This is a genomic window from Bacillus sp. MN7755, from assembly GCF_054771475.1.
In genome coordinates this window covers 43,241-65,420 of record NZ_BTRL01000007.1, presented here as the reverse complement: position 1 = coordinate 65,420, position 22,180 = coordinate 43,241, and the positions used below count along the sequence as shown (strand labels likewise).

The 22,180-nt window shown below is 35.4% G+C and carries 24 protein-coding genes and 2 pseudogenes; 9 read left to right on the top strand and 17 right to left on the bottom strand.

What is annotated here, in order from left to right; genetic code table 11:
• Positions 1 to 16: 16 nt before the first annotated feature.
• The 7 genes from ACYVEC_RS05560 to hutP all read right to left on the bottom strand — a co-directional run bounded on the left by ACYVEC_RS05560 (position 17) and on the right by hutP (position 8,459).
• The gene (locus ACYVEC_RS05560; RefSeq protein ID WP_063221304.1) at positions 17 to 1,144 is read right to left on the bottom strand and encodes an alkene reductase; all 1,128 of its coding nucleotides are present in this window, start codon (positions 1,142 to 1,144) and stop codon (positions 17 to 19) included.
• Between the two features lie 593 nt (positions 1,145 to 1,737).
• Positions 1,738 to 2,199, bottom strand: coding sequence for a CarD family transcriptional regulator (locus ACYVEC_RS05555; RefSeq protein ID WP_199677887.1), 462 nt, complete (start codon positions 2,197 to 2,199; stop codon positions 1,738 to 1,740).
• 281 nt (positions 2,200 to 2,480) lie between these two features.
• Positions 2,481 to 3,452 (bottom strand): formimidoylglutamase, encoded by a 972-nt coding sequence (gene hutG / locus ACYVEC_RS05550; protein ID WP_199677872.1) that lies wholly within the window; start codon positions 3,450 to 3,452, stop codon positions 2,481 to 2,483.
• The gene (gene hutI / locus ACYVEC_RS05545; RefSeq protein WP_063221306.1) at positions 3,431 to 4,702 is read right to left on the bottom strand and encodes an imidazolonepropionase; all 1,272 of its coding nucleotides are present in this window, start codon (positions 4,700 to 4,702) and stop codon (positions 3,431 to 3,433) included. The genes hutG and hutI overlap by 22 nt, the downstream gene beginning before the upstream one ends.
• A gap of 12 nt (positions 4,703 to 4,714) precedes the next feature.
• Entirely contained in the window at positions 4,715 to 6,373 is a 1,659-nt protein-coding gene (gene hutU / locus ACYVEC_RS05540; RefSeq protein ID WP_199677871.1) for a urocanate hydratase, read from the bottom strand.
• A gap of 23 nt (positions 6,374 to 6,396) precedes the next feature.
• Entirely contained in the window at positions 6,397 to 7,914 is a 1,518-nt protein-coding gene (gene hutH / locus ACYVEC_RS05535) for a histidine ammonia-lyase (protein ID WP_098555481.1), read from the bottom strand.
• A 104-nt stretch (positions 7,915 to 8,018) separates the two neighbouring features.
• Positions 8,019 to 8,459, bottom strand: a complete 441-nt coding sequence (gene hutP / locus ACYVEC_RS05530; RefSeq protein ID WP_000926516.1) for a hut operon transcriptional regulator HutP — start codon at positions 8,457 to 8,459, stop codon at positions 8,019 to 8,021.
• A gap of 194 nt (positions 8,460 to 8,653) precedes the next feature.
• Here hutP and ACYVEC_RS05525 point away from each other — a divergent pair, with 194 nt between their 5' ends.
• Complete coding sequence (locus ACYVEC_RS05525; protein WP_063221309.1) at positions 8,654 to 9,601, top strand: class I SAM-dependent methyltransferase; 948 nt, start codon at positions 8,654 to 8,656, stop codon at positions 9,599 to 9,601.
• Between the two features lie 13 nt (positions 9,602 to 9,614).
• On the opposite strand, the gene ACYVEC_RS05520 is transcribed toward ACYVEC_RS05525, so the two are convergent.
• Complete coding sequence (locus tag ACYVEC_RS05520; RefSeq protein ID WP_063221310.1) at positions 9,615 to 10,187, bottom strand: DJ-1/PfpI family protein; 573 nt, start codon at positions 10,185 to 10,187, stop codon at positions 9,615 to 9,617.
• Positions 10,184 to 10,762 carry an AAA family ATPase gene (locus tag ACYVEC_RS05515; RefSeq protein ID WP_063221311.1) on the bottom strand — a complete coding sequence of 193 codons (579 nt, stop codon included), beginning with the start codon at positions 10,760 to 10,762 and terminating at the stop codon, positions 10,184 to 10,186. Before ACYVEC_RS05515 ends, ACYVEC_RS05520 begins: the two co-directional genes overlap by 4 nt.
• A gap of 254 nt (positions 10,763 to 11,016) precedes the next feature.
• Between ACYVEC_RS05515 and ACYVEC_RS05510 the strand changes: the two genes are divergently transcribed.
• Together ACYVEC_RS05510 and ACYVEC_RS05505 are read left to right on the top strand one after the other, a co-directional pair.
• The gene (locus ACYVEC_RS05510) at positions 11,017 to 11,313 is read left to right on the top strand and encodes a hypothetical protein (RefSeq protein ID WP_063221312.1); all 297 of its coding nucleotides are present in this window, start codon (positions 11,017 to 11,019) and stop codon (positions 11,311 to 11,313) included.
• Between the two features lie 103 nt (positions 11,314 to 11,416).
• Entirely contained in the window at positions 11,417 to 11,848 is a 432-nt protein-coding gene (locus ACYVEC_RS05505) for a DUF2621 domain-containing protein (protein ID WP_000889382.1), read from the top strand.
• 128 nt (positions 11,849 to 11,976) lie between these two features.
• Here the strand turns inward: ACYVEC_RS05505 and ACYVEC_RS05500 are convergent, their stop codons facing one another.
• The 3 genes and pseudogenes from ACYVEC_RS05500 to ACYVEC_RS05490 form a co-directional block, all read right to left on the bottom strand.
• Positions 11,977 to 12,483 carry a CcdC family protein gene (locus ACYVEC_RS05500; RefSeq protein WP_001028639.1) on the bottom strand — a complete coding sequence of 169 codons (507 nt, stop codon included), beginning with the start codon at positions 12,481 to 12,483 and terminating at the stop codon, positions 11,977 to 11,979.
• Between the two features lie 90 nt (positions 12,484 to 12,573).
• On the bottom strand, positions 12,574 to 13,281 hold the full coding sequence (ccdA, locus tag ACYVEC_RS05495) for a cytochrome c-type biogenesis protein CcdA (protein WP_001152684.1): 708 nt from the start codon (positions 13,279 to 13,281) through the stop codon (positions 12,574 to 12,576).
• 16 nt (positions 13,282 to 13,297) lie between these two features.
• Positions 13,298 to 13,440: pseudogene (locus ACYVEC_RS05490) on the bottom strand (peptidase T).
• 326 nt (positions 13,441 to 13,766) lie between these two features.
• On the opposite strand from ACYVEC_RS05490, the gene ACYVEC_RS05485 reads away from it, so the two are divergent.
• Together ACYVEC_RS05485 and ACYVEC_RS05480 are read left to right on the top strand one after the other, a co-directional pair.
• A complete protein-coding gene (locus ACYVEC_RS05485; RefSeq protein WP_060631865.1) occupies positions 13,767 to 14,675 on the top strand; it encodes an EamA family transporter in 909 nt (302 codons plus the stop codon).
• Between the two features lie 87 nt (positions 14,676 to 14,762).
• On the top strand, positions 14,763 to 15,908 hold the full coding sequence (locus ACYVEC_RS05480; RefSeq protein WP_063221313.1) for a M20 peptidase aminoacylase family protein: 1,146 nt from the start codon (positions 14,763 to 14,765) through the stop codon (positions 15,906 to 15,908).
• A 34-nt stretch (positions 15,909 to 15,942) separates the two neighbouring features.
• On the opposite strand, the gene ACYVEC_RS05475 is transcribed toward ACYVEC_RS05480, so the two are convergent.
• The 3 genes from ACYVEC_RS05475 to ACYVEC_RS05465 form a co-directional block, all read right to left on the bottom strand.
• Positions 15,943 to 16,887, bottom strand: coding sequence for an ABC transporter permease (locus ACYVEC_RS05475; RefSeq protein WP_063221314.1), 945 nt, complete (start codon positions 16,885 to 16,887; stop codon positions 15,943 to 15,945).
• Complete coding sequence (locus ACYVEC_RS05470) at positions 16,880 to 17,791, bottom strand: ABC transporter ATP-binding protein (RefSeq protein ID WP_063221315.1); 912 nt, start codon at positions 17,789 to 17,791, stop codon at positions 16,880 to 16,882. Before ACYVEC_RS05470 ends, ACYVEC_RS05475 begins: the two co-directional genes overlap by 8 nt.
• A gap of 90 nt (positions 17,792 to 17,881) precedes the next feature.
• Positions 17,882 to 18,457, bottom strand: coding sequence for an FtsX-like permease family protein (locus ACYVEC_RS05465; RefSeq protein ID WP_063221316.1), 576 nt, complete (start codon positions 18,455 to 18,457; stop codon positions 17,882 to 17,884).
• Positions 18,458 to 18,633: 176 nt separating this feature from the next.
• Between ACYVEC_RS05465 and ACYVEC_RS05460 the strand changes: the two are divergent.
• Positions 18,634 to 19,223 (top strand): annotated as a pseudogene (locus ACYVEC_RS05460) (histidine kinase); the annotation flags it as partial.
• A 70-nt stretch (positions 19,224 to 19,293) separates the two neighbouring features.
• Here the strand turns inward: ACYVEC_RS05460 and alsR are convergent.
• On the bottom strand, positions 19,294 to 20,199 hold the full coding sequence (alsR, locus tag ACYVEC_RS05455) for an acetoin biosynthesis transcriptional regulator AlsR (RefSeq protein ID WP_063221317.1): 906 nt from the start codon (positions 20,197 to 20,199) through the stop codon (positions 19,294 to 19,296).
• Between the two features lie 152 nt (positions 20,200 to 20,351).
• Here alsR and ACYVEC_RS05450 point away from each other — a divergent pair, with 152 nt between their 5' ends.
• Together ACYVEC_RS05450 and ACYVEC_RS05445 are read left to right on the top strand one after the other, a co-directional pair.
• A complete protein-coding gene (locus ACYVEC_RS05450; protein WP_000872364.1) occupies positions 20,352 to 20,717 on the top strand; it encodes a CidA/LrgA family holin-like protein in 366 nt (121 codons plus the stop codon).
• A complete protein-coding gene (locus ACYVEC_RS05445) occupies positions 20,714 to 21,391 on the top strand; it encodes an LrgB family protein (protein ID WP_063221318.1) in 678 nt (225 codons plus the stop codon). Before ACYVEC_RS05450 ends, ACYVEC_RS05445 begins: the two co-directional genes overlap by 4 nt.
• 11 nt (positions 21,392 to 21,402) lie before the next feature.
• Here ACYVEC_RS05445 and ACYVEC_RS05440 read toward each other — a convergent pair whose 3' ends face one another.
• Positions 21,403 to 21,816 carry an NUDIX hydrolase gene (locus ACYVEC_RS05440; protein ID WP_063221319.1) on the bottom strand — a complete coding sequence of 138 codons (414 nt, stop codon included), beginning with the start codon at positions 21,814 to 21,816 and terminating at the stop codon, positions 21,403 to 21,405.
• Positions 21,817 to 21,958: 142 nt separating this feature from the next.
• Between ACYVEC_RS05440 and ACYVEC_RS05435 the strand changes: the two genes are divergently transcribed.
• Positions 21,959 to 22,159, top strand: a complete 201-nt coding sequence (locus ACYVEC_RS05435; protein WP_063221320.1) for a DUF3903 domain-containing protein — start codon at positions 21,959 to 21,961, stop codon at positions 22,157 to 22,159.
• The last annotated feature ends 21 nt before the right edge of the window (positions 22,160 to 22,180 follow it).

Genomic DNA, 22,180 nt, shown 5'->3' with positions numbered 1-22,180 from the left:
CTCCTTTTATCTTTATTCAAATTAATGTAGCAAGATGCTCTTTCGCATCATATTCAACTAAACTTTCAGCATGTTTAATTCGATGAACAAAATCTGGATTAGCAATTAAAGGTCTTCCGAATGCAGCTACGTCAATTGTTCCTTCTTGCAACGCTTCTTCAGCCTCTTTCGGATTCAAATTACCAACCCCAACAATCGTACCATCCCAATATTTTCTTACTAATTGATGAAAATTCTTTCCGTCAGCAATAACTGCCGTATAATTCATCGTTGAAGGGTGAATCATCGTTAATCCAACTTCTTTGAACATATTTACAAACGTTTCAATTGCAAGCTCAGGATTTTCCCACATATAAGTAGGATTATCACCTTTAAAGGCAGAGAAACGAAGAAGTGTTTTATCAGCCCCAACAGCTTCTATTACAGCCGCCGTTACTTCTTTCATAAACGTTAACCGTTGCTTTAAGTCACCGCCGTATTTATCAGTACGCTTATTTGCAAACTCATAAGTAAATTGATCGATTAAATATCCGTGTGCACCGTGAATTTCTACTCCATCAAATCCAGCTTCGATCGCATTCTTCGCAGCTTGTGCGTATTGACCGATCACTTCTTGTATTTCTTCTAAGGTCATTGCTTCTGGCGTATCGAATGGTTTACGAAAACGCGGAACATTTCCCTCTGCCGCAATAGCAGACGGTGCTTGTGGCAATTGCCCACCAATTATTTCGTGATGACTCATACGGCCGACATGCCATATTTGAGCGATAATCGTTCCGCCTTCTTTATGTACTGCCTCTGTAACAGGCTTCCACGAATCGATTTGTTCTTGTGTATAAATTCCTGGTACCCCTGGGTTTCCTTTTGCTCTTGGGCTAATGACGATTCCCTCTGTAATAATTAATCCAACTCCATCAGCTGCACGTTTTCTGTAGTACTCGACTACATCAGTACCAACGACTCCTGTTTCATGATTCGCGAAACATCTCGTCATCGGTGCCATTGCTATGCGATTACGAAGAGACCAAGATCCAACTTGAATTGGATCAAACAATTTCGTTCCTTCAATATTTTCAAAAGATCCCCAAGCGTTTATATTTGTCCCTTCATAAATACTTGCCGCTTTTTTATTTGAACTTGTCATTTCTCTTCCCCCTAAAAAAATTCTTACTATAATCGCATCATACTTACTTTTAGATAGTAACGTCAATTTATACGCCTTTACCCTCAAACATTCGAATATCAAAAAATAGAATGATACAAATAAAAAAAGGTTTCCTAGGAAGGAAACCTTTTTTAGTTTACCGTATATGGATGACAACTCGTTTATCTCTTTTATATAAAGAAAATAAACAATTATTATCTCTTCACATATAAAAAAACTTTAACAATAGAAGTGAGAGTGGTTCAGTATTCTTCTAAAAATAATAACTTATAAACCTAATACAATGAAAGCCCTACCTCTCTTTCATCCTTACGGCTCCTCGTCCGTGCCAGTGTGAATCAGGATTGCAAAAATCAAGTAACTATTCTATCGAAGTGTTTAATTAAACTTCGAACATTCGTAAAGAGTTAAAAAATAAAAATGGATTTTATTGTAGTAATAACAAAAGAGGTTAATGCTCTAAAAGTGGTTTGAAAGAGTTGAATGTCTTTGAAATGATTAATTTTCTATAATTATGTTCCCAAAAAATTCAAAATCTTTTTTGGGATGTAATACATTACTTGTAATGAATCTTAACAAAAGCTTTTTATTTGACTTTCTGTAATACCTTCAATTAATCCCAGTTCACTAATCAAAAATTCATGTGCGTTATCTAACATTTTCTTTTCGCTTGCATTAAGTGCTTTTTCTTTCTGCATACGTAATAAATCACGTACAACTTCAGCACCTTCTTGTATTTTACCCGTCTTTATTTTATCAGTGTTCAATTTATACCTTTGTTTCCACGTAAGTAATCTATCAGATTCTCCATGTTGAAAAATATTCAATATGTGTGCTATTGCCGTTATATCCGTGACTGGTCGTATATTTGAGCTCAATATTCTCCCTGCCGGAATCATTATTTCCATATTACTACCCGACATTTTTATAACATAATACTGTTGTTTTTCTCCTGCGATTTCCTTCTCTTCTATGGCTTTAATTATACCTGCTCCCTGCATTGGATAAACAATGTTATCGCCAATTTGAAACAAATAATCCACCTCCATATATGGTAACCTTCTCAATCTTAACACACAATCACTTTTTTAGCAAAATTTTTATTTTATCACAAAATTATTTTTCATGTCAATCCTTTCGAACTAAGAAAATAAATTCGTAAAATACCACTAAAAATCCGCAATCTTATTAACTTTTCCACACATATATACATTCTAATTTCATCTTCTCTTTTAACATAAAAACACATTACTACATATGAGTAGTAATGTGTTTTTTATACGCAATCATTAAACATTCCCTATTAATTTCACACCTATATACTAACCTGCTTACGGACTGTCTCTCTCGCTAAAAGAAAACTCATAATCACTTGCGCGGCTACTCGACTCGTCATATCCCTAAAATCAAGTGTTGGATCAATCTCTACAATGTCCATCCCTTGAACGAGTGGTTCTTTACCAAGAAATTCAATCGCTTCAAATAAAGTCGTACTGTCCATTCCGCCAGGACCAATTGCTGGACAACCTGGTGCAAATGCTTGATCTAGTACATCCATATCAAGAGAAATGTAAATAGAAGTCACGCCTTGCTTTCTTAATACTTCAATACTTTCCGTGATAATATCTTTGATTTCTCGCTCTCGTACATCTTTCATTGTATACACTGTCACGCCTTGTTCTTTTGCATATTCATGGTACGCTCGTGCGTTTGAAAAATTACGAATTCCGATTTGAACGAGTTGTTTTCCGTTAATAACATCATTTTCTAGTAAACTACGGAACGGTGTACCATTTGATGGGCCACCATCATCTAAATTTCGTAAATCATGATGGGCATCAAATTGGATAATACCGACCTTCCCTTTACTATTTGCAAATCCTGTTATACTCGGAAAACTAATCGAGTGATCACCGCCAAGAACGATTGGTATCATATTCGGATTTACTTTCGTTAAGTGACCAACTGATTTCACAATTCGTTTATGACTTTCTTTTATATCCGTCACATGCATCGTAATATCGCCGCAATCATATAAGACACTTTCTTTCATATCGTGTTCTTCTGTAATTGCATACGTGCTATATGCATCTAACATCGCACGAATTGTTTTTGGAGCAAAACTTGCTCCTGAATGACTAATAGATGGTTTAGAAAGGGGTGCTCCAATTAAGGCTGCACCAAATATTTCCACACCTTCCTCCCAATCTTTAATCATCTCACTCCATTTCGTCACTTCACGATCAATAAACTTTGCATTTTTCTTTAAATAGTGGCCGTGCTCCACGATTGTTCACCTCTTGTATATGCGATATTACCATTCTTCCATACTGTATTTACATGACTTACGCCGTAATGATACGGTACGTAAGCATAATTGTAAGCATCCCATAACACTAAATCTGCCTTGCGACCAACTCTAATTTTCCCAGCTACATCACCACGATTAATTGCGTAAGAAGAGTTAACTGTTACGGCATTCCAAACTTCTTCTGGTGTCATTTTCAATTTCAGCATTGCGATGCTCATAATAAGCTGAATGTTTTCAGTTGGACAGCTACCTGGGTTAAAGTCTGTAGCTAACGCAACTGCAACACCTTCATCAATCATTTTACGACCACGAGCAAAGCTTTCTTTATTTAAATAGAAAGTTGTCCCTGGTAATAAAGTGGCTACTGTATTAGAGTTTGCAAGCATTTCAATTCCTTTATCAGAAGCGCCAACTAAATGATCCGCTGATGCTGCACCAATTTCAGCCGCTGCTTCCGCGCCACCAAGAGGGTCAATTTCATCTGCATGAATTTTCACATCAAATCCAAGCTCTTTCGCTTTTAATAAAAATTCTTTTGATTCTTCGACAGAGAACACACCTGTTTCACAGAAAATATCAACGAACTCAGCTAATTGCTTCTCTTTCATTTCTGGTAATAGATCTAACATCCATTGTAAAAATTCTTTTGATCTTCCTTTATACTCTTTCGGAACTGCATGAGCACCTAAAAATGTTGAAACTAAATCGATAGGATGCTCTTTTTGTAATTGTGCAGTTGCCTCTAGTTGCTTCCATTCCGTCTCATCATCTAACCCGTAACCACTCTTCGCTTCTACAGTTGTAACTCCGAAAGATAGCATACGGTCTAAATGGAATTTCGCTTTTTGAACAAGTTCTTCTTTCGACGCCTGTTTCGTTGCATTTACAGTTGAAAGAATACCTCCGCCTTGTTCTAAAATTTCTAAGTACGGAACTCCTTGTAATTTTAGTGCGATTTCATTTTCACGAGATCCACCAAATACAAGATGCGTATGCGGATCAACAAGACCAGGAGAAACCATTTTGCCGCCGCAATCAATAACTTCTTTCGCTTGTAATCCTTTCGCTTCTTCTGCTGTTCCAACGAAAGTAACTACGCCGTTTTCAATTCCAACTGCACCGTTTTCGATAACAGGAAGCGTGTTCATCGCTTCCCGTCTTAACAAGCCATCTTCCTGATCCATTGTTAGTAATTGACCGATATTTATTAGTAAAGTGTCCAGCATGTTTTCTCCTCCTTATTTCATCATTGGAATGTTAACGCCTTTTTCTTTCGCAGTTTCTACAGCTAAGTCATATCCTGCATCAACGTGACGAACAACACCCATACCAGGGTCAGAAGTTAATACGCGTTCAATACGTTTTGCAGCCGCTTCTGTTCCATCTGCAACGATAACCATTCCAGCGTGAAGTGAATAACCCATACCAACACCGCCACCGTGGTGAACAGATACCCAGCTTGCACCGTTTACACTGTTAATTAATGCATTCAAAATTGGCCAGTCTGCTACTGCATCACTACCGTCTTTCATCGATTCTGTTTCACGGTTTGGAGATGCTACTGATCCACAATCTAAATGGTCACGACCGATAACGATTGGTGCTGATAATTCACCATTTGCAACCATTTCATTAATGATGCGACCAAATTTCGCGCGTTCACCGTAACCTAACCAACAAATACGTGATGGAAGACCTTGGAATTCAACTTGCTGACGAGCCATACGAATCCAGTTACATAAATGCTCATTATCCGCAAATTCACGTAAAATTACTTCGTCTGTTTTATAAATATCTTCTGGGTCACCAGAAAGTGCTACCCAGCGGAATGGCCCTTTTCCTTCGCAGAATAACGGACGGATAAATGCAGGTACGAATCCTGGGAAATCGAATGCATTTTTCAAACCTTCATCGAAAGCAACTTGGCGAATGTTATTTCCATAATCAAATGTAATTGCGCCTTTTTCTTGCATAGCAAGCATTGCTTCCACATGTTTTGTCATGCTTTCTTTTGATAATTGTACGTAACGTTCTGGATCTTCTTCACGAAGTTTCGCCGCTTCTTCTAATGTGTAACCTACTGGAATATAACCGTTTAATGGATCATGAGCTGATGTTTGATCTGTAACTAAATCTGGCGTAATATTGCGCTTCACTAGTTCTGGTAAAATCTCTGCTGCATTTCCTAATAAGCCAATAGAAATCGGCTCTTTCTTCTCTTTATACTCGTTCGCAATCGTTAGCGCTTCTTCTAGCGATTCTGTATACATATCACAATATCTCTTTTCAATACGACGATCGATACTACGCTTATCTACATCAATAGCGATTACAACACCGCCATTCATCGTTACAGCAAGAGGTTGTGCACCACCCATACCGCCTAAACCAGCAGTAAGTGTTATTGTGCCTTTTAATGAACCACCGAAATGTTGGCGTGCCGCTTCACCAAATGTTTCATATGTTCCTTGTAAAATCCCTTGTGTTCCAATATAAATCCAGCTACCAGCTGTCATTTGACCGTACATCATAAGGCCTTTTTTCTCTAATTCACGGAAGTGATCCCAATTCGCCCATTTCGGCACTAAGTTTGAGTTCGCTAAAAGAACGCGAGGCGCATCTTCATGTGATTTAAAAATTGCTACCGGTTTTCCTGATTGAACAAGTAACGTTTCATCGCTTTCTAACGTTTTTAATGAATCAACAATTGCATGGTAGCTTTCCCAGTTACGAGCTGCACGGCCAATCCCACCATATACAACTAGTTCTTCTGGTTTTTCAGCAACTTCAGGATCTAAATTGTTCATTAACATACGAAGTGCTGCTTCTTGAACCCATCCTTTCGTTTGTAACTCAGTACCTCTTGCCGCGCGAATTGTTTGTTGTACTTTTTCCATTTCGATCTCTCCCTTTTCTCATTTTATAGTGCTGCGTTTACATCCAATCTTTCTTTTATCGAATAATTCGTTTTTAACCAATGCGTAATATTTTCAATATCTGTTGAGAATATTCGGTCATTTGTAATAGAAGGCACTTGCTGACGACCTTGATGGTAGAAGCTCTTCGTCACTGTACTCATGTTTTCAATACCACGATATTCTGCTGCTTGCATCGCACAAATCATCTCAATTGAAAGAACACGTCTTACATTTTGAATAATTTGATGCGCATGGCGTGAAGCGATTGTTCCCATACTTACGTGATCTTCTTGGTTAGCTGATGACGGGATTGAATCAACACTCGCCGGATGTGCTAACGTTTTATTTTCAGAAACAAGTGACGCAGCTGCGTATTGCATAATCATTGCACCAGACTGCAGTCCTGGTTCTGGACTTAAAAATGGTGGCAAATCATTTAACTGCGGATTTACTAAACGCTCAATACGACGCTCTGAAATATTTGCAACTTCCGCCATTCCTACTTTTAAGAAGTCCATCGCAAACGCAATCGGTTGACCATGGAAATTACCACCCGAAATTACTTTTTCTCCGCCATCAAAGATAAGTGGATTATCTGTTGCTGCATTCATTTCAATTTCTAATTTTTCTTTTACATAATTTAAAACTTGCCAAGAAGCACCGTGTACTTGCGGGATACAACGAAGTGAATATGCATCCTGTACACGTAGTTCTCCTTGCTTTGTTGTTAACTTACTATCATGAAGAATGTCACGAATTCTGCTTGCTACTTCTACTTGCTCTTTATAACCGCGTGCTTTATGAACATTTTCATCAAATGCATCAATAATGCCTTGTAAGCCCTCAATTGTCATCGAAGCAATTAATTCAGCTTGATAAGCCGTTGCTTCTGCTTCTATATAAGAAAGAACTCCTTGCGCTGTCATCGCCTGCGTACCATTGATTAATGCAAGCCCTTCTTTCGCTTCAAGTTCAATCGGCTCAAGACCTTCTTCAGTAAGAGCAACCATCGCATGAACGCGTTTCCCCTTATAGAACACTTCACCTTCGCCTAATAATACAAGCGCAAGATGAGATAAAGGTGCTAAGTCTCCACTCGCACCAAGTGAACCTTGTTGCGGAACGACTGGGTGAATTTTACGATTTACAAACTCAAGAAGCATATTTACAACAAGCGGTCTAACGCCAGATACTCCTTTCAGCATCGTGTTCGCTCGTAAAATTAACATACCGCGTGATACTTCTTCAGGGAATGGATCGCCTATCCCGCATGCATGTGACTGAATTAAATTGTGTTGAAGTGCCTTTACATCATCTTTTTGAATAAGCACGTCACTGAACTTTCCAAATCCAGTTGTAATACCGTAAACGACTTTTCCGTCTTCTACAATTTTCTCTACTACTTCACGGCACTCTGCTACCTTTTGCATACTAGTTGGACAAGCTGTTACACCTTCTCCTTCAAGTAACAACCTCTTCATTTCTTCAATTGTCAATGTGTGTCCTGTTAACGTAATCATTCTTTTTTCCTCCTTAAAAAGGCAAAAGGGGACCTTATCTTTTTAAGACAGACTTCTGTCCTAAAAAAGTAAGGCCCCCTTCTAACTAATAGACTATGGGCAAATCATATGTGATTAATTCCTAAACCAATCGCCTCATGCTCAGATCCTTTTACAGGTGCACCAATCGTTCCATATAATGCTACAGCAACCCATTCGCCTTCTTTTTTTCCATCGTATGGTGTACCGCGCACAATCGCAAAACGAAGTCCTACTGTACGAAGAACGTCTGCTAACTGAATTTGACCTCTCGTCACTCCGTACAAAGCTTCCATAATTGCATGATAAAGTGCATGTGTTTCTCTGTAAACGTCTGTTTCAATAACTTGGTTGCTCTTAGCCGCTGTTTCCATTGCTGCGACAACCTTTTGCGAATTCATCGAACCCACTTTCCCCGTACAATACTTCCAACCTTTTGGGATAGATAATACAGGGCTTTCATTCTCATCCGCAAGTGCCAACAGCATGGCCATACGACCAATTCGATGTGTCCCTTGAAGAAGCATGTGACTCTCTCATTTCTTTTAATTATTTGAATATTTCTTAATTTAAGAATATATGAAAACGGTTAAATCGTCAATAGTTTAAACTCACATTCAAACAATTTTTTCATCTCCTCCATTTGTGTACACAAATTATTTACACAAATTTTCCAGGCATGCTATAGTCTCACTAACAGATACAAAGGGGCGAGATTTCAATGACAAAGCGAAAAGATATTCATTTTCGAATTGAAGAAAAATTACTTGAAAGGTTTGAATCTGCACTCCATTACGAAGGTTTAAAGAAAACCGACGTATTAACACATGCAATTCAGCAATTTTGCACGAAGGTGGAATGTGAAAAAATGAATGATGTAAAACGCCAATACAACGTAAGTAACCATTTACAAACACGTATCGATACACATAAACATTACGAAGAAAAACAAGTGAATTTAGATAAAGTCGTCATGGAACATTTACAACTTCAAGGAGACGAAAAAATATTAGAGGTTGGGTGCGCTGATGGGAATTTTCTTTCCGTTTTACAAACTAGCGGTCATAAAGGACAACTAACCGGTTTTGATCAATCGAAAGCTATGCTTTCTGAAGCTGCAATAAAGAATAACATAATTGAATGGAGACTAGGTGATGCTGCTAAACTCCCTTTCGAAGTTAATTGCTATGACTGGATCGTCGCAAGACATATGTTATATCACATGAAAGATGTCGAAAAAACAATTCAAGGATTCCATAAAGTAATTCGTCCCGGTGGCTCACTTTTAGCTACAACAAATTCTAGCGTTACATTACCTCGTATAGTTGAAATGTGTAACCGCATGTTAGACGCATTTGATTTACCGAAAACAACATCATCAGTCACTCCATTTTGTTTAGAAAATGGTAAAGAGATATTACAGTCTGTTTTTCCAGCAGTTGAAGAAGAAGTTATTCATAATGCTCTCATTTTTCATCATGCTACTCCGATTTTAAACTATATTTCTAGCATGTTTCCGTCGCTAAATATACCTGATAATACATATCTTCAAGCGGAAATGAAAGAATGGCTAAAAGAAGAAGTAGAAAATGAATTATCACTTCATAACGGTATATGGCGCGATCCGAAAACGTTAGCCATTTATCGATGTCAAAAAGAAAAAAGCTAGCATTTGCTAGCTTTTATACATTCTCAGGCAAAAGCTCCTCCATCATCACATTCCCCTTACCGCTGTAAAAATTTATATTATGTTCGTTCGCTATCCCAAAATAAGAGGCAATCGCTATTCCAAATGGTACAAATGCATGCCCCTGTGCTGTAATAATATTTGAATGTTGCACAACTTGTTCATACACAAAATTTTCTACTGGAAAACAATCTAATTGTTTATAATCCATAGTCACTGTATACGATATTCCTTTGAGTAAGCCTGCTTTTGCTAGCGCATACGGTCCTGCACAAATAGCTGCTACTAATTTCTCTTTTTCGTGAAATTGACGAATGACTGAAAAGAGTCCTTCTGCATCCTCCATATGTATTGCATCTCCGCCTGGAATAATAATTCCCTCATATTCTTCTACATGCACTTCCCTTAATTCTATATGTGGTTGCACTTGCAAACCTGTTTCACTTATAATCATTTCTTTTGTTAAACCTGCTGTAATGATTTCATATTTGTTTTTCAGCAATGCCGTTGCTACTGTTATTTCAAACTCCGCAAATGTTGGGTATACAAATAAAATTATTTTTTTCATAGCCCTCTCTCCTTTAACCAGTCCATAAAATATACCTCTAAATCGTCTACTGTTAATCTATTCGTGTCCACATAAGTTACAGGAAATCGTTTATACCAGCCTTTTTCAGTTTCTACTAATTTAAATCGCTCCTCAAATGTACTTCTGTTTCTTGTTCTATCACTGTTTTTTCTATCATATACATTCTTTTTCGTAACATCTAAGTAAAAAATCGCATCCGAACGGCACTCTCTTAATTTATATAATTCACCTTTCAGTTCAGTTTCTATATCCCACGCTTCTCCTATAATCGTTGGGTAAAAAAGTGTATAAAACTCAATGTCTTCTGGTCCACGATCAAAAATTACGACTGAATCTTTCACATTTTGAAACTCCTTTATTTTAGCTTCTATAAACATTTTTTGATTTGCTATAAACCCTTCTTTTGAATTCATATCCAAATTTAATTCTTTTCGTTTTTCTACAATTGGATAAGGATTTTCATATATAACCGATAACCCATGTAGCTCTAGCCTTTTAGCTAAGGTGGTTTTTCCACTTGCCATCGGCCCTTGGAGTGAAATTACGTATACCATCTCTCTCATTCCCTTTTCCTATAATACATCGATAATATACAGAATTTTAAAAACTATCAACGAAATATATATCATCTTGTTTCTTATTCTTATCTAACTTATAATAAAAAATAGAGATTATGACGGACGCATCAATAATGTAAGCTTGGAAATCCAAGCTTACATTATTTTTTGCTTTCCCTTTTCTATTAAAAAGAGTATACTAGATTAGAACGTATGTTCTTAATAATTACATACAGTAAGGAGATAGAACAATGGTATACGACACAAAAGCAATTTCTTGGAATGAGTCTTTAAAACAACTTCAACGCCGCTATACAAACAAACAAGTTGACCGAAAAGAATTTGAGGATATTGAACTAATGGAATTCTTCAGCGATAACGACTACATTTCTTTACCTACACATATAAGCGGCCTATCAACAGCACGTTTTACTTCTTACTCTATTTTCACAACTGAAGATAAAGATCGTAAAGTTGGCACATTAATTATTGAATATGTAGAAGATGATAATAATAATTTATGTGTTGAACAACTATACTTCGTTTAAATGATAACGCTTGGTCAAAATGACCAAGCGTTCTTGCTTTCTATGAATCTCACTGTTTATAATATGAATAAAAGAAAACCGCAATCATTAAGGGGGGATACACTTGCTCGAAGGATGGTTCAGTTGGTTTATTGTGCTATGGACTGTTATTTTACTGGGACTTATGTCTATTGGTGGATACTTTATGTTCAGAAAATTTTTAAAACGATTACCAAAAGAAGATGGTATGTCTATTTTAGATTGGGAAGAGCACTATATTAATAAAACGAGGCATTTATGGGATGACGAACAAAAACAATTGTTAGAAGAGCTCGTAAGTCCTGTTCCTGAACTATTTCGCGATGTTGCTAAATCAAAAATTGCTGGTAAAATCGGAGAACTTGCATTACAAGAAAAAGCCTCTCAAATTACACAAGACTTAATTATTAAAGGATATATTATTGCTACACCAAAGCGTGATCATAAATTTTTAGTAAAAAAACTACAAGAAAAAGAAATTGATTATTCAAATTATAAAACTTTATTAGCAAAATAATCTTCATTTTTCAAACAAGTTAACCGCAAGACTAAACAATTTATAAGTTGAAATTGGAACAAAAAATTATTAATAATATCAAAAAAAACAGCGTCTTTGACGCTGTTTTTTCTGTACAGATATATACTTCAAGTTAGTTTCATATCTTTTTCATTATAAAAGCCATCTTCTTTTTCCATTTCCTTCTGTAATTTCGTAAAGGAACGGTACATCGCAATTCTCCATGACACAATCATCGCAAATGCCAGTAAGAAGAACATGCCACTAAGTTGTCCTAAATCAAGAGATTGGCTTAAGTATGTTTTAAATACAATACGCACGACAAGTAATCCAATTAAAATAAAGACAAATGCTTTTGAACGCTTCAAATAAATCTCTTGTCCTCTAATTTCAAATTTAGACGTTTTAATAAGAAAAATAGAGAAAAACAAACCAACTCCAATTGCTTCTAACATTTCTGCTGGAGTTAATCGAAATTCAGGAAAAACATACATCAATGCTCCCGTGCTCATAAAAAATGGCGGAAGTATAATTTTTTTCAATGTTGCAGGTTTCTTAGCTGCTTTTAAACGAATAAACATCGCACCAACAGCCATACAAACAGCAACGATACTGGATAAAACAACTATGTTCATATTTTCTCATCCTTTTTTGTGGCTATATGCAAAATATACTTTCATTATATGCTTTTCCGTTAGTATTTCCAACATTTTCACAGAATAATACTAAAAACCGGTAAAACCACCAAATAAACTTGAGAAATATACGATAATTTTCGTCATCCAGTTAAAATATAGGAAGATACCCATAACAATCATAACGTATCCCCCGATTTTCATGAACTTCATACTATTTCTTTTAATCCAAGACATTTTCGTAATAAAGAATGATAGCACAAAGAACGGGATAGCGAATCCAAGTATGTATGCAATCATATAAATCATTGCTGATTCTGGATTTGTTGCCGCTAATCCGATTACAGACACTAAAATAGGTCCTGTACAAGGCGTCCATCCTGCAGCAAATGCTAAACCAATTAAAACAGATCCAAAATAACCACTCGGACGATTTTTAAACGTAAATTTACGGTCTTGCATTAAAAACTTCGGCTTAAACACGCCGACAATAATAAGACCGAACACGATGATAAATATACCACCTAACTGTCTAATTAAATCTTTATAATTTGTAAAGATACCTCCAATAAAACTTGTACCAAATCCAATTGCAATAAATATAATTGAAAATCCAAGTAAGAAAAACGCTGTATGTATCATACTTCTTTTGCGAAGCATTGCATTTTCTTCTTTCAGCTCAGAAACCGACATACCTGTTATGTACGATAAAAATGCCGGATAAAGCGGTAAGCAACATGGGGAAATAAATGATAAAAACCCGGCGCCAAACGCTAAAAAAATACTAATATCTTGCATTATTCCACTCCTCTCCTTACATATTGTAGCAAAAACACGTAAAAATACTATGAACAATTCGTGAAATCACTTTTCCAACATGATAATAAGAAAAACTAACCTTTCACACAGTTTTTAAAAAACGTTTTCATTTCCTTCTATTATATAGAAAAATCTCAATTAAACTACAAAACCTCTCTAATGTTATCAACATAACAAAGGTACCCTAGTTTCTCAAATGATTAGCATGTTACTAGTACGTCTATATACATATTGATTAAAAAATATTTTTTTCAAATGCTGTCTTTATACAATACAAACCTGATTTTACAATACTTCTATTATTATTAATTTCAAGATTATGCATAAATATGATACTTTTATTATTATTCTATAAAATGTCACACTTTTCTTTTATTTGACCCTTTATTTTTAATTTTGTATACTTCCCTCTAGTTATATATGTCCGTTACGGAACAATTTCATATAGATGGGAGGAATTTTTCATGCTTCGTTATTCTCTTTTAGTTTTATTAGGAGCGTGTAGTTATGGGATTTTAGCTATTTTCGTTAAACTTGCATATGCAGAAGGATTTTCACTTGGAGAGGTAATTGGCAGCCAATATATGTTCGGTTGGATTATTTTGCTTGCTATTACACTTCTATTTTCTAGACACCGTGTCCCATTAAAACAAGCGTTAATTTTATTCGTTGCAGGAACATCTGCAAGCTTCACTGGAATTTTTTATTATGCATCATTAAAAACTGTACCAGCATCTATTGCAATTATACTTTTATTCCAATTCGTTTGGGTCGGAATTATTATTGAAGCAGTCTCAACAAAAACATTACCTTCAAGAGAAAAAGTTATTTCCGTTATTTTCTTACTTGCAGGTACATTTTTATCAAGTGGTTTACTAGAAAAATCAGCAGGTGATTTCGATACGACTGGAATCATACTAGGTTTATTATCTGCTGTTACATTTGCAACATACATTTTTGTGAGCGGAAAAGTTGCTGTTGAAGTACCTTCATTACCACGTGGTGTTCTCTTAATGGCTGGAGCTTTAACTTTAGTAATGATTGTATTCCCACCCACATTTATTTTTAACGGTGCAATTTCTGAAGGACTTTGGAAATACGGTTTAGGTTTAGGAACATTTAGTATCGTTATTCCTTCTATCGCCTTTACAATTGGTATTCCAAAGATTGGTTCTGGCTTAGCGACTATTCTTGGCGCAGCCGAACTACCAGTTACAACAATTATGTCTGTATTCGTTTTAAAAGAAGCTGTACTATCTTCACAATGGTTCGGTGTATCACTTATTTTAATTGGTATTGCAATCCCGCAAATTGCCTATGCAATGCGTGGACGTTATCGTAAACATCATACACACAAAAAACTGGCAGCATAAACGAGAGAGGATTTTCATTTGAGAATCCTCTCTTTTATTATTGTATACTTAATGTAAATACTTTATTTAAGAAAGAGGTCATTCTAAGTGGCAGCCAATCTAGAGCAATTAACTGAGACGCTGATTTCTATTCGTCGAAATTTACATGAGCATCCAGAATTATCATACGAAGAATTTGAAACGACGAAAGCTATAAAAAATTGGTTAGAAGAAAAAAACATCACGATTATAAATTCTAGTTTAGAAACAGGCGTTATTGCTGAGATTTCGGGGAATAATAGTGGACCACTTATAGCAATCCGTGCTGATATTGATGCCCTTCCTATTCAAGAGGAAACAAATTTGCCGTACGCTTCAAAAATTCACGGTAAAATGCATGCTTGTGGGCATGATTTTCATACAGCTTCTATTATAGGGGCCGCTTATTTATTGAAGGAAAAAGAATCTTCTCTTAACGGAACTGTACGCTTTATATTCCAGCCAGCTGAAGAAAGTAGCAATGGTGCTTGCAAAGTAATTGAAGTCGGACATTTACATGGCGTGCAAGCTATTTTCGGTATGCATAATAAACCTGATTTACCAGTAGGTACAATCGGTATTAAAGATGGTCCACTGATGGCCGGCGTTGATCGATTTGAAATTGAAATTCACGGAGTTGGTACACATGCAGCTGTACCAGACGCTGGGGTAGATCCTATTGTCGCGTCCTCTCAAATTGTTATGGCACTCCAAACAATTGTAAGCCGAAATATAAGTTCTTCTCATAATGCCGTAGTTAGCGTTACAAACATCCATTCAGGAAATACGTGGAACGTTATTCCTGAAAAAGCTACGTTGGAAGGAACCGTTCGTACTTTCCAAGCAGAAACACGCGAAAAGATTCCAGCTCTAATGAAACGTATTATTCAAGGAGTTTCTGATGCATTAGGTGTAAAAACAGAATTTCGCTTTTATCCAGGTCCTCCTGCTGTTCATAACGATACATCTCTAACAAATTTATCGACTCAAGTTGCAGAAAAAATGAATTTAAATATTATCTCCCCTACCCCGTCAATGGCTGGAGAAGATTTTTCTTTTTATCAACAAGAAATACCTGGTTCATTCGTCTTTATGGGAACGAGTGGTACACATGAATGGCATCATCCAGCTTTTACAGTAGACGAGCGAGCTTTACCTATAAGTGCAGAATTCTTCGCTTTGTTAGCTGAAAAAGCACTTAAACAATTTGCATAAAAAAGGAGCCGTTAAGACTTAACGGCTCCTTTTATTAAGTTAAATCACGTTTTAAAAATACTGTATAAGAAATGCTTAAAAATACAAATAAATACAGTAATAACATACATGAAGCAAACGGGAATGTTACTCCATCAATAAAACTTCCATTCTTTGAAATACTATATAAATCTGTATTTGCTGGCAATAAATATTTCGCCCAATCGTATCTAGTTGCTGCTAGTAATGCAATGTTTCCTGATAAAGCAAGAAATAGTGAAATACCAATTGCGCCTCCGCTAGATCTTGTTAACACAGAAATCATAAATGCAAACGCTGCGTACACAATAGTCGGCAACCACGATAAAATATAATACTTACTAGCTTCTACAAAAATATTTTGTTTTATAATATTTCCATCTTGGAATATAAACTCACTCCATGCAGGCTGCTGGAATTTATAAATAACAAGTCCACATAAAATGGAGAAAATCATATTAAATATAAACAATAACGCTGCAAATATCACGATTGCTAAAAATTTAGCTGTTAAAATTTTAAATCGACTCGCTGGTCGTATCGTTAAAAATTTATATGTTCCCCAGCTATATTCATTCGCAAAAATTGTACTTGCATACACAAGGATAAATGGAAGCAATATTGGAAATACGATAAAACCTGTATCTCTCATGAAAGAAAGCGGGGAACTACTTGCCGGTGCAGTATCTGTATCTAAATGCTTCATCTTAAGTTGATATTCATTTACAAGCTCGTCTCCAGATCGTTCTGCTAAAATAGCTTCTTTTTTCATGCCTAACTTTTTCTCTATTTCTACAGTTCGTTCTGTATAATCGGCTTTCCATCCTTTTGTTTCCGGTTCTAAATACTTGACCGTAACCCACCCTAATCCAATTATTAATACTGCAATAACTGCAAATGGAATAATCGTTCGCTTTCGCTTAAATATTTTATACAGTTCGTTATATACTAAATTAAACAATATCTTTTCCCCCTGTTAATTCTAAAAATTGCTCTTCTAACGTTTTTCTTTCTTCATATACACGATAAACTTGAATATTTTTCTCAAGCAATGTACGAATAACATTTGGGATTTCTTCATCTTTTACATTAATAAGTAGATCATTACCTTTTATTAAAACATCTTGTTCTAATATTTCTGCCGCTTTATTCGCATCATCTACTCGTATACGAATTGTCTCCATCTCTTCGCTTTGATTATGCTGAATATTTTGCGTCGCCACATATTCTCCGTGCTGAATAATGATAACTCTGTCACACATTAATTCAACTTCTGAAAGTAAATGACTAGATACAAGTACCGCTTTCCCTTGTTCATGTGCAATTTTCTTTATGTACATTCTCATTTCATGTATTCCACTAGGATCTAATCCATTCGTTGGTTCATCTAATATCAATACATCCGGATCGTGAATAAGGGCTTGAGCAATTCCTAATCGTTGTCTCATGCCGAGTGAATATGCTTTTACTTTGCGATCAATTACTTGTCCCATCCCTAACAATTTCACTACTTCATCGATACGTTCTTCTGTCACGTTACCATTCATTCGTCCGAAATATGTTAAATTTTCATAGCCGCTCAAAAAAGGATAAAATTCCGGTGTCTCAATTACTGCTCCAATTTTCGCAGCAGTATTTTCAAATTGCTGTTTGACAGATTGACCGTCAATCCAAACTTCGCCCTCTGTCATGCGAATCATGCCGACCATCATTCTCATTAAAGTCGTTTTTCCAGCACCATTTGGTCCGAGCAAACCAACTACTTCACCTTTTTTAACTTCGAAACTAATATTTTCTACAAGTGTCTTTGAACCGATTCGTTTCGTTAACCGCTCAACTTTTACAATTGATTGTTCTTTTGTCATTCTATACAACCTTTCCTTCCCATTCTTTGTCAGGTCTTTACACTGTAACATGATTATTTTTATGTGTAAAATAGAAAAAGGCATGATTTCTCATGCCTTTTCCTTGAAATGAAATGGATTTTTATCTTGTAAACTTTGAATAAATCGAAAACATTGCAGCATCGATAATAGGAAGATAACGATCATAATTATACTAACAACTACTATTGCATATATTGTAATCGGTGCACTATTTATCCCTTGTATTCCTGCTATTTTCATAAAGATAATCGTAAATAATTTCAAAAATAACATCCCATTAACTAACCCAAAAACAAATGCTGCTCCATAAATAAATAATTGCTCCTGACATAATAAACATAGTACGTCATTTCTCTTCCTATTCCTTGCTACATATGTTTGGAATTCCTCTCTCCTCACTAGCAGAAAAGAATACGTCATTTTATATATAATAAACATACATATTAAAATGACTACGATAAACAGCGTGTAAAAATACATTTGAAATAAAAGTGTAGTCCCTAATCCCACAGCAACTACTTCATTAAATTGTAGCGATATCATAAAAAATAAAATCATAGTACTCATAGCAATCCACATGAATTGCTTCATCCTTTTGGCAGCAAATGTTCTTATATTTTTTCTCACTAACCGACATACAGACATACATTCTTTCCCCTACCTTACTTCATAACAAACTCATTCTATACTACTAGTGTATAAAAATATGACATTATTAACATCGCACTACAATAGGAGTTTTTTCTAAGTCTTTAGTCCTAGAAAACAAAAGGGTAAATAGATCATATTTAGAATATAATTGTAAAAAAGGGGGGGATTGCATGCGTATAAAATTACTAGCAATCTTGTCTTTATTATTTCTTACAAGTTGTAGCCCACTAAAAAACAATGAAGTTTCCATTGTTGAGCCCTACAAATTAACAAAAGAACAATCTGCTATTTTACAAATAACTCCTTTTAAAGAAGGAAATAGCATGTCTTATTGTGTTACGCTTAAAAGTGAGAAAGATGAAATAAACGCTACGATTGATTATTATCAAAACGGTAAAAAAACAAACGAAATTGCCAATATAGCTACCTCACATTTTCAAAAAAGAAAGTAAAACTTTCTTTTTTACCACCACATTTCCAACTCGATAAAGATGTACAAAAGCAAAAACATTGGTATGTTAATATTGAAGGTAGTTCAATGCTCGTTCCTGAAGAATTGCCTCCAAGTGTAAACAGCTCTGCATCTACTACGATTCAATCTGCTATAAACTTAAAATACAATCAAAAAAAGCCTTTAGCCGCTATAATAAAAACAAATAAAGAAACCGTAAGAGTGCCAATGCTTGAAGAAAAAAAAGCTATTGATCAATTATTACAAGAAAATGAACATATTTATCTCTTTAGTATAGAGCTAAAAAAGCACAATAAAGCGGAAATGCGCTTCAGTGCATTTCCGCTTTATTGTTTAATGAGGTGTACTTTTAAATTAATTAATTATTCTCATCCTCAACTTCTATTCTTTTCTTCTCTCTTGCAATTTTTAAAAACTCCAAAAGCTCGGGATTGCTATTCATTTTTTTGTAAGCTACTGACATTTCTGCAACAAAATTAGAATCATATAGCTCTTTATATACAACTTCTGTTTTATATAATTTATTTGCCGATACGGGTATTACTGTAATTCCAATCCCTGCTGCTACAAGTCCCATAACTGTTTGATATTCCGTTGCTTCTTGCACAATACGCGGGCTAAATCCAACTTCTCTACAAAGGGATAAAATTGTATCATACAAAGCTGGCCATACTGGTCTCGTAATAAATACAAACGGTTCATCCCGTAAATCTTCTATATGTATTTCATCTTTCTCTGCAAGTGGATGAGCCTTCGGTAAACATAACGTACAAGATAGTTTTTGAATTGGCTCTAATTCTAATAATTGTGTTGGGATTGGTGGACGCAAAAATCCAATATCAATACGATTATCATGAAGTGCATGCACTTGATCTGGAGTAGATAATTCATGTAATGCAACAGATACCCTCGGAAATTTCTTTCTATACTCCCTTACGATAGATGGTAAAATATCATATATCGCCGCACCTACAAAACCAATTGAAAGTGAGCCCACTTCTCCCCTTTGGGCACTTTGTGCAATCTCTACCGCTTTTTCAATTTGTTCGAACGCTTTTTTTACTTCTTTCAAAAACATTTCTCCAGCTTCTGTTAATTCAACCTTTCTCTTCGTTCTTGAAAATAACATAACTCCCATTTCTTTTTCTAATTGCTGAATTTGTTGACTAAGCGGTGGTTGTGTCATTTGTAAACGAGCAGCTGCTCGTCCAAAGTGTAACTCCTCTGCCACTACAACAAAATATTGCAAATGCCGTAATTCCATTTTGGACACCCTTTTCCATTTCAATTAATACGTCTAATATATTAATAACATATAATTTATATATTAGACAAATTTTTTGAATGAACGTATAGTAGAAATTGTTAATTCTTTTTTACAATTTTTATGTAAAAAAAGAAAGAGGTGGTTACTGTATGAAATGGTGGAAATTAAGCGGACAAATTTTACTATTATTTTGTTTCGCTTGGACAGGTGAATGGATTGCAAAACAGGCACACCTCCCAGTTCCAGGAAGTATAATCGGTATTTTTCTATTGTTAATTTCGTTAAAATTTAACCTAGTGAAAAAAGAGTGGATACAGGACGGAGCAGACTTTTTATTAAAAGAACTTATTTTATTTTTCATTCCTTCTGCAGTCGCTGTTATACGCTACAAAGATACACTATCACAATATGGAATCGATCTCATTTTAATTATTATGATTAGTACACTTTGCGTCACTCTCGTTACAGGACTCTTAACAGAATTGCTACTAAAACGGAAAGGATCCGTGCAATGATTGGCTTCCTTTGTTTATTATTAACACTATTCACATATTGGATATCGAAGAAAATGTATCAACGCTGGAATTGGAGCTTACTTTCTCCTCTTCTCGTCTGTCCTATTATTTTAATTGCTTTATTACTCGGACTAGACACACCTTATGAAACATATGAAACTGGCGGCCAATGGTTAACAGAATTATTAAAGCCTGCAACAGTTGCTTTTGCATGGCCAATCTATAAATACTTTGATTTACTCAAGAAACATGGAATGGCTATTTTACTTAATGTCATTGTCGGTTCGTTTTTATCAGTTATTACTTCAGCACTACTAGCAAATTATTTTCAAATTGATTCATCGTTAGAACATAGTTTAGCGCCTCATATTGTAACAACACCAATTGCAATGGCCATTTCAGAAATGATTGGTGGTATGTCACAATTAACAGCTGTATTTGTTGTTTTAACTGCATTAACAGGAGCATTGCTCGGTCCTTCTCTCATACGTATATGTCGTATTAAAACAGCGCTCGCAAAAGGCATTATGTTAGGCACGAGCGCAAATGGCACCGGTACATCAAAAGCATTTGAAATCGGTCCTGTAGAAGGAACAATCGCCAGTTTATCCATGCTTTTAACAGCAGGAGCTAGTTTAGTTATCGTTCCGCTTTTCTTATCGTGGATACATTAAAAAGCAAGTATTTAAATACTTGCTTTTTTATTTATATATTGGTATATTAACTCGTAATCCTCCGGAAACGCTAATGATAATGTTTCAACTTCATGTATTCCTTTCCAAGCAATTTCATGTATTAACTCATCAGGATCTTGTATTTTCATATTACCGCCTACTTTTTCTACAAAGTAATAATGAACATACACGGGAATTCCATATGTAATACCTTCTTTTTCATATATTTTATTTATAATTTCCACATTGTAGCCTGTTTCTTCCCAAACCTCTCGGATACAACATTCTTCTAATGTTTCTCCTTTTTCAAGTCCTCCACTTGGGATAGACCACCTTTTTTCTTCTCCCTTTTGTCCTTGCAATACCATTAAGACTTCATTTCTTTCATTTACACATATAGCTGCTGCACCTATCCATCTCTCCATTGTAAATCCCTCCCCTACAAACATTCGCCTTCTTTATTATTTTCTCCTTGAAAAAAAAGGAAAAAAGTCAAACGATGACGAAAGTTTACATGAACTTCATAGACAATCCCTTCTTAGAAATTAAAAATGGAAGGATGAAAATATGATTTCTAAATATGTTGTGGAATGTGTCTTTTGTGAAGAAAATCGAAAACCTCGTCAAGCTATCGTCACAGTTCCCGCCACTACTCAGCTACTAGCCATTGAAAAAGTGCGTATGGAATGTAAACGTCGTTTCGGAAAAGCTTTATTATTACAAACAGAAATTAAAGAAGAAATAGTTTTTGAACAAAAAGAAAGCTGACCATAAATTGGTCAGCTTTCA